Annotated in this window: 10 protein-coding genes and 1 pseudogene; 8 read left to right on the forward strand and 3 right to left on the reverse strand. The window is 75.0% G+C overall.

Annotated features, from left to right (window positions below; genetic code table 11):
- Positions 1-104: 104 nt before the first annotated feature.
- The gene (locus BM093_RS03125; protein ID WP_093336864.1) at positions 105-476 is read left to right on the forward strand and encodes a histone-like nucleoid-structuring protein Lsr2; all 372 of its coding nucleotides are present in this window, start codon (positions 105-107) and stop codon (positions 474-476) included.
- A gap of 165 nt (positions 477-641) precedes the next feature.
- Positions 642-2,177 carry an acyl-CoA synthetase gene (locus BM093_RS03130; RefSeq protein WP_093336867.1) on the forward strand — a complete coding sequence of 512 codons (1,536 nt, stop codon included), beginning with the start codon at positions 642-644 and terminating at the stop codon, positions 2,175-2,177.
- Positions 2,178-2,187: 10 nt separating this feature from the next.
- Here BM093_RS03130 and BM093_RS03135 read toward each other — a convergent pair whose 3' ends face one another.
- Positions 2,188-3,396, reverse strand: a complete 1,209-nt coding sequence (locus tag BM093_RS03135; RefSeq protein ID WP_093336869.1) for an MFS transporter — start codon at positions 3,394-3,396, stop codon at positions 2,188-2,190.
- A gap of 73 nt (positions 3,397-3,469) precedes the next feature.
- Between BM093_RS03135 and BM093_RS03140 the strand changes: the two genes are divergently transcribed.
- From BM093_RS03140 to BM093_RS03160, 5 genes are read left to right on the forward strand one after another with little or no spacing between them, the layout of a single operon-like run.
- On the forward strand, positions 3,470-4,105 hold the full coding sequence (locus BM093_RS03140; RefSeq protein ID WP_245773270.1) for an MOSC domain-containing protein: 636 nt from the start codon (positions 3,470-3,472) through the stop codon (positions 4,103-4,105).
- Between the two features lie 40 nt (positions 4,106-4,145).
- Positions 4,146-5,567: a pyridoxal phosphate-dependent decarboxylase family protein gene (locus BM093_RS03145; RefSeq protein WP_093336871.1), complete on the forward strand. Its 1,422-nt coding sequence runs from the start codon at positions 4,146-4,148 to the stop codon at positions 5,565-5,567.
- Between the two features lie 32 nt (positions 5,568-5,599).
- A complete protein-coding gene (locus BM093_RS03150) occupies positions 5,600-7,561 on the forward strand; it encodes an ABC transporter transmembrane domain-containing protein (protein WP_093336874.1) in 1,962 nt (653 codons plus the stop codon).
- Entirely contained in the window at positions 7,558-9,342 is a 1,785-nt protein-coding gene (locus tag BM093_RS03155; RefSeq protein WP_093336877.1) for an ABC transporter ATP-binding protein, read from the forward strand. The genes BM093_RS03150 and BM093_RS03155 overlap by 4 nt, the downstream gene beginning before the upstream one ends.
- 38 nt (positions 9,343-9,380) lie before the next feature.
- The gene (locus tag BM093_RS03160) at positions 9,381-10,364 is read left to right on the forward strand and encodes an iron-siderophore ABC transporter substrate-binding protein (protein WP_093337468.1); all 984 of its coding nucleotides are present in this window, start codon (positions 9,381-9,383) and stop codon (positions 10,362-10,364) included.
- A 61-nt stretch (positions 10,365-10,425) separates the two neighbouring features.
- Here BM093_RS03160 and BM093_RS03165 read toward each other — a convergent pair whose 3' ends face one another.
- The gene (locus BM093_RS03165; RefSeq protein WP_093336880.1) at positions 10,426-11,577 is read right to left on the reverse strand and encodes a serine hydrolase; all 1,152 of its coding nucleotides are present in this window, start codon (positions 11,575-11,577) and stop codon (positions 10,426-10,428) included.
- Positions 11,578-11,584: 7 nt separating this feature from the next.
- Positions 11,585-11,986 (reverse strand): annotated as a pseudogene (locus tag BM093_RS38290) (serine hydrolase); the annotation flags it as partial.
- Positions 11,987-12,248: 262 nt separating this feature from the next.
- On the opposite strand from BM093_RS38290, the gene betT reads away from it, so the two are divergent.
- Positions 12,249-14,501 carry a choline BCCT transporter BetT gene (gene betT, locus BM093_RS03175; RefSeq protein ID WP_093336884.1) on the forward strand — a complete coding sequence of 751 codons (2,253 nt, stop codon included), beginning with the start codon at positions 12,249-12,251 and terminating at the stop codon, positions 14,499-14,501.
- Positions 14,502-14,506: the final 5 nt, after the last annotated feature.

Consider the following 14,506-nt stretch of genomic DNA (forward strand, 5'->3'; position numbering starts at 1 on the left):
GCCTCGCCGTATGGTCCCGGATCGTTCCAGCTGGAAACCGGCGCACGCCGGCGGCGCCCATTCTCCGCTCGAAATACCCGGATTCCCCCGGAAGGAATGACGACGTGGCGCAGCAGACGACGATCACCCTGGTCGACGACCTGGACGGTTCCGAGGCCGACGAGCAGATCGAGTTCGCCGTCGACGGCCGCAGCTACGAGATCGACCTCTCCGCCGCGAATGCCGAGCGCCTGCGGGAATCGTTGGCGCCCTTCGTCTCCGCCGCCCGGCGAGTGGGTGGACGGCGCACCGGCGGGCAGCCGGTCACCTCGAACACGGCCGTCACGAACGCCCCCCGGTCGAACGGGCCCAGCGCGTCCGGGCGAGCGGCGAACCGGGCCGTGCGGGAATGGGCGGCCGGCCAGGGCATGCGGATCTCCGAGCGCGGCCGTATCCCGTCCTCGGTTCTGCAGGCCTATCAGAACGCGCACGCGTAGGCGCACCCGGCCCGGCCGGAACGGTCGGCGGCCCACGGGAGTCCGGAACGTCACGAATCGACACGTGACGCCGCGGCGCCGGCGGATGGCAGGATCGGGGCCGGAGATTCCGCGCGGTACCGCCCCGGTGGATCGCGCTGCGCCAGCGACGACGAGAGGTCCCCGATGTTCCCAGGCACGCACGCCGCCACCACCCCCGACAAGCCGGCCGTGATCATGGGTGGGTCGGGCGAGACCCTCACCTTCGCCGAGCTCGAGGCGGGGTCGGCGCGGCTCGCGAACTACCTGCGTGCGGCCGGGCTGCAGCGGGGTGACGTCGTCGCGCTCGTCTCGGACAACACCGCCCGGGTCTACGAGGTGTACTGGGCCGCGCAGCGCTCCGGGCTCTACGTCACCGCGGTGAACCACCACCTGTCCGCGCCCGAGACCGCCTACATCGTCCGGGACTGCGGCGCGAAGGCGCTCGTCGTCTCCGCCGGGGTCGCCGGGCTCGCCGCGGCCGTCGAGGACCACGTGGACGTCCCGGTCCGCCTCGCCTTCGGGGGCGAGATCCCCGGCGCGTCGTCCTACAAGGACTACGACGGCGAACTCGCGGGCGTGTCCGCGGAGCCGCCTGCCGACCAGCCGCGCGGCGCCGACATGCTCTACTCCTCCGGGACGACCGGGCGGCCGAAGGGGATCAAGCCGGCGCTGCCGGACCGCCAGGTCGACGAGCCCGGCGACACCTACCAGGCGATCTTCGGGCCGATGTACGGCTTCGACACCGACACCGTCTACCTCTCCCCCGCGCCGCTCTACCACGCCGCGCCGCTGCGGTTCACGGCCACGGTGCAGGCGCTGGGCGGCACGGTCGTGGTGATGGAGCGGTTCGACCCCGAGCGCGCCCTCGCCCTGATCGACCGGTACTCGGTGACCCACTCGCAGTGGGTGCCGACGATGTTCGTGCGGATGCTCAAGCTGCCCGACGACGTCCGCGCGCAGTACGACGTGTCCTCGATGAAGGTCGCGATCCACGCCGCCGCGCCGTGCCCGGTCGAGGTCAAGCAGGCCATGATCGACTGGTGGGGGCCGGTGCTGCACGAGTACTACGCGGCGACCGAGGCCATCGGCATCACCTTCATCGACTCGACGCAGTGGCTCGAGCGCCCGGGCTCGGTCGGCCGGGCGGGCCTCGGCATCATCCACATCTGCGACGACGAGGGCGCGGACGTCGAGCCCGGCGAGATCGGCACGGTGTACTTCGAGCGCGAGGAGCCCTCGTTCGAGTACCACAACGACCCGGGCAAGACCACGGCCGCGCGGCACCCCGAGCACGAGAACTGGGCCACCACCGGCGACCTCGGCTACGTCGACGCCGACGGCTTCCTCTACCTCACCGACCGCAAGGCCTTCATGATCATCTCCGGCGGGGTGAACATCTACCCGCAGGAGGTCGAGGACGCCCTGGCCCTGCACCCGAAGGTGGACGACGTCGCCGTGATCGGCGTCCCGGACGAGGAGATGGGTGAGAAGGTCAAGGCCGTCGTCCAGACCCCGGAGGGCGTCGAGGCCGGCCCGGACCTGGAACGGGAGCTGATCGAGTTCGTGCGGGAGCGGATCGCGCACTACAAGGCGCCGGCGTCGGTGGACTTCACCGACTTCCTGCCGCGCACCCCCACCGGCAAGCTGGTCAAGCGGGAGCTGCGCGACCGGTACGTGTGATCCGGTCGCGCTACGCCCGGCGGGCGTAGCGCGACCGCGCCCACGTGGCACCGGCGCCCAGGGGCACCGACACGACCAGTGCCACCAGGAACAGCGTGCCGAACGCGCCCGTGTCGGCGAGCGGGGCGCCCAGGGCGGTGCCGGCCGAGCTGCCCAGGAACAGCAGCGTGGCGAACAGGGCCACGGCCGTCGCCCGGGCCCGCGGGACGACGTCGGTCGCCCAGGTCTGCAGCGTCGAGTGCAGGAACGCCCAGCACCCGCCGAGGCACAGCCCGGCCAGCGCGATGGTCACGGGATGAACCGTGACCAGCGGGAACACCCACGCGAGGGTCAGGAACACCCCGCCGGTGCCGGCCAGAGCGGCCGGGCTGCGGCGCCCGACCAGGCGGCGCACGACCCGGGAGAACCCCATGGCGCCGACGCCGTAGCCACCCGCGGCGAGACCGGCGAGCGCGGCCGAGCTGCCCCCGGCCTGCAGGGCGGGCGCGAGATAGGTGAGGACGCCGAGCACGACCGCGCCCTCGACGAAGGCGAGCAACAGCACCACCCGCGCCCAGCCGTCGCCGAACACCGCGCCGAGCGGGCCGAGGACCGAGGCCCACCCGCCGCCGTCCGGGCGGACGGGGTCCGGCGCCCCGGCCGGCTCCGGCTCGGGCAGTGCCCGCAACGCCACCGACAGCAGGGCCGCGGCGGCGGCCGTCGTCGCGAACACCGCCCGCCAGCCGACGAGGTCGGCCAGCACGCCGGCCCCGGCCGTCGCGACCGCGGTCCCGAGCGCGGTGGCCGCGAGCAGGTCCGACATCGGCCGCTGGCGCACGGCCGCGGGCCAGGTGTCACCGACATAGACCAGCGCGGCCGGGATCAGTGCCGCGGTGCACGCCCCGGTCACCACCCGGGCCGCGATCAGCACGGGCAGGGTCGGCGCGAGCACCGACGCCACCCCGCCGAGCACCGCCCCGACCAGCGCCACCCGCATCACCCGGACCCGGCCGATCCGGTCCGAGAGCAGGCCCCACACGACCTGCATGAGGCCGTAGGCCAGGAAGTAGCCGCCCGCCGCGCCGGCGGCGGAGGCCAGCGGGGCACCGAACGACGCCGCGATCGGCACCAGCAGCGGCGCGATCGCGAACCGGTCGCAGGTGCTGGTCAGCGCGGCGAGCTGCAGCAGGCGCAGCCGCCGGGTGCCGTCCGGGACGGGCTCCTCGGGGGGCGGGCTCACCGGTGCAGTCTGCTCCGGCCCCGCCCGCGGAACCCGGTCGCCCCACGGTGGGGCCGCGCCCTACGGTCGACGGGTGGGTCTCGTCGCTTCCGTCAACGTCGGTGCCGCGCGCCCGATGCTCGCCGCGACCGGTACGTCCGGCATCGACAAGCGTCCGGTGCCCGGTCCGGTCCACATCGCCATCCCGGCCGACGGGGCGAGCGGGCTGGCCGGTGACACCGTCTGCGACGCCCGCCACCACGGCGGCACCGACAAGGCCGTCTACGCCTACGCCCGCGAGGATCTCGACCTGTTCGAGCCCGACCTCGGCCCGCTGCACGCCGGCGTGTTCGGGGAGAACCTCACGACCCGCGGACTCGAGGTCACCGGCGCCGAGCTCGGCGAACGCTGGCGGGTCGGTGGGGTGCTGCTGCAGGTCACCGCGCCCCGGATCCCGTGCCGGACGTTCGCGGCCTGGCTCGAACGCGACGGGTGGGTGCGGACGTTCACCGCCGCAGGGCGACCGGGGGCCTACCTGCGGGTTCTCGAACCCGGCCCGGTCCACGCCGGGGACCCGGTGGCCGTCGAGCGCCGGCCGGGCCACGGCGTCACGGTCGGCGACGCGTTCCGGGCGCTGCTCACCGAGCCCGCCCGGCTGGCCGGGCTGCTGGCCGCCGGGGACGACCTGCTCCCCGAGATCCGGGAGAAGGTCCTCCGCCGCGCCTCCTGAGCGCCGCCACCGGCCACGCGCGCGGGTAGCGTCACACTCCGTGCCCGACCTCACGCCGGACGAGTTCCGCACCCTCGGCCACCTGTTCGTCGACGCCGTCGCCGACGCCCGCGCCGGGATCGGGCGGCGCCCGGTCCGCGACACCGTGGAACCCGGCACCGTGCGGGCCCGCTTCGACCGGGAGGCGGCCGAGGAGCCGTCACCGCTGGCCGGGTTCCCGGCCCTGGTCGAGGCGGTCACCGGCGACGCCGACACGCGCTGGCAGCACCCCGGCTTCCACGCGTTCTTCCCGGCGAACGCCTCGCTGACCTCGCTGCTCGGGGATCTGCTCTCCGGCGCCGCGGGCGCGCAGGGGATGCTCTGGTCCACCTCTCCGGCCTGTACCGAGGTCGAGCAGGCGGTCACCGACCAGCTCGCCCGCGGGCTGGGGCTGCCCGAGGCCTTCACCCACGACGGTGGGGGCGGCGGCTCGATCCAGGACTCGGCGTCGTCGGCGGCGCTGGTCGCGCTGACCGCGGCGCTGCACCGGGCCGCCCCCGACCCGGGCACCGGCTGGCGGGCACGGGGCGTGACCGGCCGCGAACGCGTGTACGTCTCCCCCGACACCCACTCGTCGCTGGCGAAGGCGGTGCGGGTGGCCGGGCTCGGGGCGGCGGGTCTGCGCACGGTCGCCTGCGTCCCGGGCACCCGCGCGATGGACCCGGCGGCGCTGCGCGCGGCGATGCGCGCCGACGTCGCCGACGGGTGCGTGCCGGTGCTGGTCTGCGCGACCGTCGGGACGACCTCCACCGGGGCGAGCGACCCGGTCGGCGCGATCGTCGAGGTCGCCGCGGAGCACGGTGCCTGGGTGCACGTCGACGCGGCGTGGGCCGGCGTCGCGGCGCTGTGCCCGGAGCACCGCTGGGTGCTCGACGGCGTGGCCGGGGCCGACTCGTTCTGCACCGACGCGCACAAGTGGCTGCTCACCGCGTTCGACGCCTCGCTGCTGTGGGTCCGCGACGCGGCGGTGCTGCCGGCCGCACTGTCGATCACCCCGCCGTACCTGCGGGACGCGGCCTCGGACTCCGGTGCGGTCGTCGACTTCCGGGACTGGCAGATCCCGCTCGGCCGCCGGTTCCGGGCACTGAAGCTGTGGGCCGTCCTGCACGGCCAGGGGCTGTCCGGGCTGCGGGCGCACCTGCGCGGCCACATCGCTCTGGCCGCCGAGCTCGCCCGGCGGATCCGCGACCACGACGGCCTGGAGCTGGCCGGTGAGCCGGTGCTGTCGCTGGTGTGCCTGCGCGCCACCGCCGGTGACGCCGCGACCCGGAATCTGCTGGAACGGGTCAACGCCGACGGGCGGGTGCTGCTGTCCGGGACGGAGATCGACGGCAGTCCGGTGGTCCGGGTCGCGTTCGGATCGGTCGCGACCACCCGCGACGATCTCGAGACCCTCTGGGAGATCCTGATCGCCCGGTCGTGATCTCGGGGTCCAGGTAAGGTTACCCTGCCCGCGTGACAGGCTCGGCTGTTCGGCCTCCCCTCGGTGCCGTCGCGGGTCGAGACGTCCTGCGGGGGTCGTTGCTGGCCTACCGCGGCCGGATCGCCGCGGGCGGCGTGCTGTTCTCGACCCACCAGGCGGGCGAGGCGCTCGTCCCGCTGCTGGTCGGCGTGGTGATCGACCGGGCGGTGGCCGCCGGGGACCCGGTCGCGCTCGCCGGCTGGCTCGCCGTGCTGGCCCTGGACTTCCTCGTGCTGTCCTACGCCTACCGGTTCGGTGCCCGGCAGTCCTGGTACGCCGAGGCCTGGGCGGACGCCCGGTTGCGCCGCCAGGTCGCGGGCCGGCTGCTCGACCCGCGCGGTGGCGGCGAGACCGGCCGGCTGCCCGGGGAGCTGACCGGTATCGCGGTCTCCGACGCCAAGCGGGTCGCCGAGCTCCAGGTCGCGCTGCCGATCCTGATCGCCGGGGTCGCCGCGGTGGCCGTCACCGCGGTCACCCTGCTGGCCATCGACCTGTCGCTGGGCCTGCTGATCCTGCTCGGCACCCCGCCGCTGCTGTGGGTGGTGCAGCTGGTCGTGAAGCCGCTGGAGAAGCGTTCCGGCGCCGAGCAGGAGCGGGCGGCCCAGGCCGCGGGCACGGCCGCCGACCTGGTCTCGGGCCTGCGGGTGCTCAACGGCATCGGCGCCCGGCCCGCCGCGGTGCGCCGCTACCGCGACTCGAGCCGCCAGGCACTCGGCGCCACCCTGCGCGCCACCCGTGCCGAGGGCGGCTTCCTCGGCACGGTGCAGCTGGCGAACGGGCTGTTCCTGGCGGTGATCGCCCTGGTCGGCGGCCGGGCGGCCGCCAACGGTGACATCACCGTCGGACAACTGGTGTCGGCGGTGGGGCTGGCGCAGTTCCTGATCGGGCCGCTGCAGATGTTCGGCTTCGTCAGTGCCCGCCTCGCCCAGGCCCGCGCGTCCGCCGCCCGGATCGCGGCCGTGCTGTCCGCACCGCCCGCCGTCGGCGCGCCCGAGGACGGTGTCGCCCCCGGCGGTGTGGGTCCCGACGGTGTGGGTCCCGACGGTGTCGCCCCCGGCGGGGCCGGTCGTGACGGGGCCGGTCGTGACGGGGCCCTGCCGGACGGCGACCCGGCCGCCGGCCCCGGCGAGCTGTCCGTGCGCGGACTGCGACTGCGGCGCCCGGCAGGCGGGAGCGGTGACCGCAGCGAGCGCCGCAGCCGCGTCGACCCGGCGACCCTCGAGGCCGGTGACCCCGGCGACGGCCGGCACGACGGCGACGACCGGAGCAGCAACGACGGCCGGCACAGCACTGGCCGGCTCGGCAGCGATGGTGTCGACCTCGACGTCCGCCCCGGCGCGCCCACGGCACTCGTGGCCGCCGACCCGGAGGACGCCGCCGCGCTCCTGGCCGTGCTCGCCCGCGAGTCCGGCCCGGGTGACGGCCGGGTCACGCTCGACGGCGTCCCGCTCGACGCGTGGCCACCCGAGGTCGCCCGCGGCGCGGTGCTCGTCGCGGCGCACGACGCGCACCTGTTCCCCGGGTCCCTGCGCGACAACGTCATGGCGGGTGCACCGGAGACCGCCGACCCGGAGCCCGCGATGGCCGCGGCGGCCGCCGACCAGGTCGCGCAGACCCTGCCGGACGGCCACGACACCGACGTCTCCGCCCGCGGCCGCTCGCTGTCCGGCGGACAGCGGCAGCGGATCGCCCTCGCCCGCGCCCTGGCCGCCGACGCCCCCGTCCTGGTGCTGCACGACCCGACCACCGCGGTCGACGCCGTCACCGAGACCCGGATCGCCGAGGGCCTGGCCGCGCACCGCGCGGGGCGCAGCACGCTGCTGGTCACCACCAGCCCGGCGCTGCTCGGGCAGGCCGGGACCGTCACGTTCGTCGTCGACGGGCGCGTGCACGCCCGCGGTACGCACGCCGAGCTGATGGCCGACGACACCTACCGCGCGGTGGTGACGGCATGAGCACCCACACAGTCCTGCTGCCCGTCGCCTCCGGACCCCGGATCCGCGCGGTGCTGGGCGAGTTGAGCCGCCCGCACCGCGGGAGCGCGGCCGTCGCCGTGGTCGTGCTGGTCGCCGGTGCGGCGGTGAGCCTGCTGGTGGCCCCGCTGCTCGGGGAGATCGTCGACCGGGTCGCCCGGCGTCAGGGGGCCGACGCGGTCCTGCTGCCGGTACTCGGGCTGGCCGGGATCGCCGTCGTCCAGGGCCTGCTGGCCGCGCTCGGCGTGGCCCTCACCGCGCGGTTCTGCGAGACCCTGCTCGCCGGGCTGCGCGAACGCTTCGTCGACCGGGCGCTGCACCTGCCGCAGGCACGCATCGAGTCGGCCGGGGCCGGGGACCTCACGTCCCGGGTCACCGACGACGTGTCCGCGGTGAGCGACTCCGTGCGCGAGGCCGTGCCGGAGCTGGCCCGCGCGGCGCTGATGGTGGCGCTGACGCTGGTCGCCCTGGCCGTGCTGGACTGGCGGTTCCTGCTGGCCGCGCTGCTGGCCTCGCCGATCCAGGTCTGGACGGCGCGGGCGTTCCTCGGGCGCTCCGAGCCGCTCTACACCGCACAGCGGATCGCCGGCGGGGCCCAGCAGCAGCACCTGCTCGACACCGCGGCCGGGCTGTCCACGGTGCGGGCGCTGCGCCTGCACGACCGGCACGCCACCGGCATCGCCGAGCGGGCCGCGGAGGTGGCCCGGCTGGCCGTCGCCGTCGTCCGGCTGCACACCCAGCTGTTCGCCCGGCTCAACCTCGCCGAGTTCATCGGGCTCGCCGCCGTGCTGGTCACCGGCTTCTGGCTGGTCGGCTCCGGGGCGACGACGATCGGGACGGCGAGCGCGGCCGCGCTGTACTTCGTCAACCTGTTCACCCCGATCAACGTCGTGCTGTTCCAGCTCGACGCCGCGCAGACCGCGCTGGCCGGGCTGCGCCGCCTGGTCGGCGTCGCGGACCTGCGGCGCCCGCCGGAACCGGACGAGCCCGCGACGGTGCGCGGTGCCCGGGTCCGGGTGCGCGGCCTGACCCACCACTACGTCGAGGGCCACCCGGTGCTGACCGACGTGGACCTCGACGTGGCGCCCGGTGAGCGGGTGGCACTGGTCGGGGCGAGCGGGGCGGGCAAGTCGACGCTCGCCGGGATCGTCGCGGGCGTGCACGCGGCGGGATCGGGCACGGTCGAGATCGGCGACGCCCGGCTCGACGACCTCGACGCCGACGGTCGCAGGCGGGCCGTCACGCTCGTCACCCAGGAGTCGCACGTGTTCGCGGGCCCGCTCGCCGGCGACCTGCGGCTGGCCCGCCCGGACGCCTCCGACGACGAGCTGCTCGCCGCCCTCGACCGGGTCGGGGCCGGCGGGTGGGCGCGCGCGCTGCCCGACGGGCTGGAGACCGTGGTCGGAGACGGCGGGCACCGGCTGCCGGTGGTCGCCGCCCAGCAGCTCGCGCTGGCCCGCGTCGTGCTGACCGACCCCCGCGTGCTGGTGCTCGACGAGGCCACCGCCGAGGCCGGCAGCGCCGGTGCCCGCGCCCTCGAGGAGTCCGCCGAGGCCGCGCTCGCCGGCCGCAGCGGGCTCGTGGTCGCGCACCGGCTCACCCAGGCCGCGGCGGCCGACCGGGTCGTCGTGCTCGACGCCGGCCGGGTCGTCGAGGAGGGCCCGCACGACGACCTGGTCGCCGCGGGCGACCGGTACGCGCGGCTGTGGGAGGCCTGGACCGGCGCCCGTGGCGGCGAGCCCGCCCCGTCCCCCCGATCGTGATCCGCGCACCGCGGGTCCTGGTGGAAAGGATCACCCCGATGCCCCGTTCCCTGCTGCGGACGCTCGCCGCGTTCGCGGTCCTGCTCCTGGCGCTGGCCGGCTGTTCGACCGGTGCCGAGGAGCCACCTGCCGCCTCCGGTGAGCCCGCCGCGGACGGGCAGTTCCCCGTCACCCTGAACCACGCGTTCGGCTCGACCACGATCGAGCAGCAGCCCCAGCGGGTCGTCGCGATCGGCTACAACGAGGCCGACTTCGTGATGGCACTGGGCGTGCAGCCGATCGCCGAGCGCGAGTTCCAGGGCGACTTCGACTGGCAGAAACGGGCCTGGCTGCCGCAGCCGCCGCTCGGTCCCACCCCCGAGGTGCTCTCCGGCGCCGAGCTGTCGGTCGAGCAGATCGCCGCCCTGCAGCCGGACCTGATCCTGGGCGTCTACTCCTTCCTCGACCGCTCCACCTACGACGCACTGTCCAAGATCGCGCCGACGGTGGCCCAGCCGACCGAGGACGGCTCGAACGCCGCGACCTGGGACGAGCAGACCCGCATCACCGGGCAGGCGCTGGGCCGCACCGAGCAGGCCGATCAGGTCATCACCGAGACGCAGAAGAAGTTCGACGAGGCCAAGCAGGCCCACCCGGACTTCGCCGGCAAGAACCTGAAGATGGCGTTCTACATCGAGGGCACGCCGTGGGACTTCGGTACCGATGACCTGCGCGCCCAGCTGTTCGAGGGCCTCGGCTTCCAGGTCCGCCCCGACTCGCAGGAGCTGTCGCTGGAACAGCAGGGCCAGCTCGACGGCGACGTCATCGCCGTCATGGGCCGCACCCGCGCCGAGGCCGAGGCCGACCCGGTGTTCTCGGCGATCCCGGCCGTGCGCGAGGGCCGGGTGGTCTACCTCGGTGGCTTCTCCACCGAGTTCGCCGGCGCCCTGGGCTACTCCAGCCCGCTGTCGCTGCCGTACGCGATCGACACCGTCGCCCCGCAGCTCGACGCCGCGCTGAAGGGGCAGCCGCAGGGCAACTGACCCGGGCCCCGCTCCCCTCTCCCGGCCCCGCGACGCGCACGCGTCGCGGGGCCGGTCGTCGTCAGGACGCCGGTGTGCGAGGACCGGGCCGTGTCGCCGGTGCCGACCCGGCAGCGGACCGGTCCCCGACCTCCGGGAGGGCGCTGCGACCGGCCCGTGCCCGGGCGACCAGCGCCACCACCCCGCCCGTGACCAGGACGAACGCGAGGATCCCGCCCAGCGGCAGCATCCAGAGCAGCATGAGCCAGGACGTCCAGCTCGGCCCGGCGACGAGCGCCCACCCGAGCGGCAGGAGCAGCACCCCGGCCGCGACCGCGACCGCGGGCAGCGACAGCACCCGCCGCCGTCCACCGAGCGCCCGCGCACGCCGCCCGGCCCGCAGCACCGCGACCGTGAGCAGCACCCCGGCCAGGACCGTCAGCCCCGCCAACACGAGGTTCACCGCGCGCAGCGGGTCGGCGGGCGCCGCCTGCGGGGCCGCCCCGTCCGCCGCGCCGACGAGCTGGGCGGCGAGCTGCGACGGTGCGCCGGCGGCATCGGTCAGCACGAACGCGCCCGCCCCGGTCGGGGACAGCTCGATCGCGCTGGTCCAGGTGGTCAGCGCGCCGTCGTGCAGCACCCGGATACCGCCGTCCCCGCCGTCCCGAACCGACCAGCCGAGCCCGTAGCGACCGTCGGTCCCCGGCGCCGCGGTGTGCGCCTCGCGCAGCGACGCCGCGGTGAGCAGCGGCGCGCCGTCGCCGGTCTGGAAGCGCAGCCAGCGCGTCAGGTCCGCCGCGGTGGTGACCACGCCGCCGTCGCCCGCGCAGAACGCCGGGATCTCGGGCACCGGTACCTGCACGCCGAGCGCGCCCACGTGCCCGAGCGCCAGCCCGGGCACCGCGGCGTCGCACCGGTCGGTGGCCACCGTCGCCGTCATCCCCAGCGGCAGCAGTACGCCCGCACGCAGGTGCTCCCCGAACGGCCGCCCGGTCACCGTCTCGACGATCCGCGCGGCGACGACGTAGTTCGCGTTCAGGTACTCGTGGGCGGTGCCGGGGTCGCGCGCGAGCGGGACGTCGCGCAGCCCCGCCACGAGCGCAGCCGACGACGGGGCGGGCGGCAGCGCGAACTCGTCGACGTCGGCCGCTGCCAGCCCCGAGGTGTGCGCCAGCAGGTGCCGCACCGTGATCGAGGCACCCCGCGGGTCGTCGACGGCGAAACCGGGCAGCAGCTCGGACGACCGGCTGGTCCAGCCGCAGCCGGCCCTGCTCGGCGAGCTGCTGCACCGCGACCGCGGTGAACGCCTTGCTCATCGACGCGATCCGGAACGGGGTGTCGGCGGTGACCAGGGCCCCGTCCGAGGTCCGCCCGTGCGGCACGGTCGTCACCGACCCGTCGGGGGCGAGGACGACCGCGATCATCCCCGGCACGGCCGACTCCGCCGCGTACCCGCGGACCGCCGCCTCCGCCCCGGGGGCCGTGCCCCGGACGTCGGTCTCGTCGGCGGCGCCTGCCGGGTGCCCGAGCCCGACGACGGTGGCGAGCACGGCCGCCCCGATCAGGACGGCGACCGCGGCGGATCGGGCCCGGTGCCGCGCCGCCGTCGGCGGGGGCGGGGAAGGGCGGTGCGGGGTGGTCATCGGGCTCCTCGTCCGGTGGGCGGTGTCTCTATGATCGTGGTCAACGCCCCGCCGACCGGGATCCGGGACACCCCGGAGGGTCTCCGGGGCGGCCCCGGGGCCCGTTCCGGCCACGTCGGGCCACCGACCGGTTCCGGTCCGTGAAGCGTCCCGTCATCGCAATCCGGTGCGCACCGATTCGTTACCCCCCGGGTGCCCCGGGTGGGGCCGATCCGCCCTAGGGTTTTCCCGTTTGCCAGGGCGATGAGGAGGTTCCGACCCGATGAGCGACAGTCCGTCCTCCGACGCGGGGACCCGAGCCGGTGACGGCGGCGGCAGCGGTGTCGGAGAGCCGTCGGTCCGGCTGAACAAGCCGGTCTTCTACGGCTCCGCCATCGGGGTCCTGCTGATCGCCGCCTGGGCGATCCTGCTGCCGGAGAACGCCGAGCTGGTGATCGGGCTGCTGGTCGAGTTCATCGCCGGTGGGTTCGGCTGGTTCTACGTCCTCGTCGCCGCCGCGGTGCTCGCGTTCGTGCTGTTCCTCGCGCTGTCCCGGTACGGATCCACCAAGCTCGGGCCGGACCACTCGAAGCCCGACTACTCGAACTTGTCCTGGGCGGCGATGCTGTTCGCCGCCGGGATCGGCACCGACCTGATGTTCTTCTCGGTCGCCGAACCGATCACCCAGTACACCGCTCCCCCGGTCGGGGAGCCGGGCACGGTCGAGGCGGCCCGCGACGCGACGGTCTGGACGCTGTTCCACTACGGCCTGACCGGCTGGGGCATGTACGCGCTGATGGGCATCGCGCTGGCCTACTTCGCCTACCGCCGCGACCTGCCGCTCTCGGTCCGCTCGGCGCTCTACCCGATCATCGGCAAGCGGGTGTTCGGCCGGGTCGGCCACGCGGTCGACCTCGCCGCCGTCCTCGGCACGATCTTCGGTATCGCGACCTCGCTGGGCATCGCCGTCGTGCTGCTCAACGTGGGCCTCGACGTGATGTTCGGGATCCCGGTGGGCACCGCGGCGCAGATCGCGCTGATCGCGGTCTCGGTGGTGATCGCGACGATCTCCGCGGTCTCCGGCGTCGACAAGGGCATCAAGCGCCTCTCCGAGCTCAACGTGATCGCGGCGCTGCTGCTCGCGCTGTTCATCCTGGTCACCGGCAACACCTCGTTCCTGCTCAACGCGCTGGTCACCAACCTCGGCGACTACCTGGCGAGCTTCCCGACGCTGACCATGGAGACGTTCGCGTTCGAGCAGACGAACCCCGACGTCGGCGAGTGGATGAACCTCTGGACCCTGTTCTTCTGGGCCTGGTGGATCGCGTGGGCGTCGTTCGTCGGGCTGTTCCTCGCGCGCATCTCGCGCGGGCGCACGATCCGCCAGTTCGTCGTCGGGACGCTGGTCATCCCGTTCTTCTACATCCTGTTCTGGATCTCGATCTTCGGCAACGCCGCCCTGGACAGCGTCCGCTCCGGCAACACCGAGCTCGCCGACACCGCGGTGAACGCGCCCGAGACCGGCTTCTACCAGCTGCTCGCGCAGTACCCGTGGTTCCCGTTCCTGGCCGGGCTGGCCACGCTCACCGGCCTGCTGTTCTACGTGACCTCGGCCGACTCCGGCGCGCTGGTCATGGCCAACCTGACCTCGTACCGCAAGACCCCGCGCGACGACGCCACGCCCGCCAACCGGATCTTCTGGGCGGCCGCGACCGGCCTGCTCACCCTGGGCATGCTGTTCGTCGGCGGGATCACCACCCTGCAGAACGCGACCGTGATCATGGGTCTGCCGTTCGCGTTCGTCATGGTGCTGGTGATGTTCGGGCTCTACAAGGCGCTGCGCCTGGAGCGGTACCGCTCGGAGAGCAAGCTGTCCAGCCTGCCGGCGCTGCTGTCCGGCCGCAGCCGGCCGGGCGGCAACGGGCAGGACCCGGCCGCCGCCGGGCAGGACTGGCGGGACCGGTTGCGGCGCACGATGCGCCACGCCGATGAGCAGGGCGCCGACCAGTTCCTCACCGGCACCGCCACCACGGTGCTGCAGGACGTGGCCGCGGAGCTGCGCACCCAGGGCGTCCCGACCCGGGTGCAGCGCTGCACCGGCGAGGACGCGCCGGAGATCGAGCCCGGCGAGGAGCGCCCGGAGGGCATGGAGCCGCTCGAGCTGGTCGCCGAGGTGCACGCGACGCTGCCGTTCGTGTACCGGCTCGTCCCGCGGATCACCGGCCTGCCGCGCTACCCGCTCGACGGTGACGGCTCGCCCGGTGGGGAGCCGCCCGCCGCGGACGGTCCGGCCGCCGGCGGTGCACCGGGCACGGACGGCAACCCCGGCACCGGCAGCACCGATGACACGGACGGCACCGACGGCGACTGCACCGCCGCCTGGACCGACCACCACCGCGTCGAGGTGCACCTGCAGGGCGGCGGGCAGGGCTACAACGTCATGGGCTACGGCTACGGCCAGCTCGTCGACGACCTGCTCGACCAGTACGAGCAGCACCTGGAGCTGCTGCGCCTCGAGCGCGAGGCGGCGCCCTGACCGGC

The organism is Pseudonocardia ammonioxydans, assembly GCF_900115005.1.
Taxonomy (GTDB): Bacteria; Actinomycetota; Actinomycetes; order Mycobacteriales; family Pseudonocardiaceae; genus Pseudonocardia; species Pseudonocardia ammonioxydans.

Coding starts and splice junctions, on each gene's coding strand:
- BM093_RS03160 (WP_093337468.1), top strand. CDS start 9,381: ATGCCCCGTTCCCTGCTGCGGACGCTCGCCGCGTTCGCGGTCCTGCTC.
- BM093_RS03155 (WP_093336877.1), top strand. CDS start 7,558: ATGAGCACCCACACAGTCCTGCTGCCCGTCGCCTCCGGACCCCGGATC.
- betT (WP_093336884.1), top strand. CDS start 12,249: ATGAGCGACAGTCCGTCCTCCGACGCGGGGACCCGAGCCGGTGACGGC.
- BM093_RS03130 (WP_093336867.1), top strand. CDS start 642: ATGTTCCCAGGCACGCACGCCGCCACCACCCCCGACAAGCCGGCCGTG.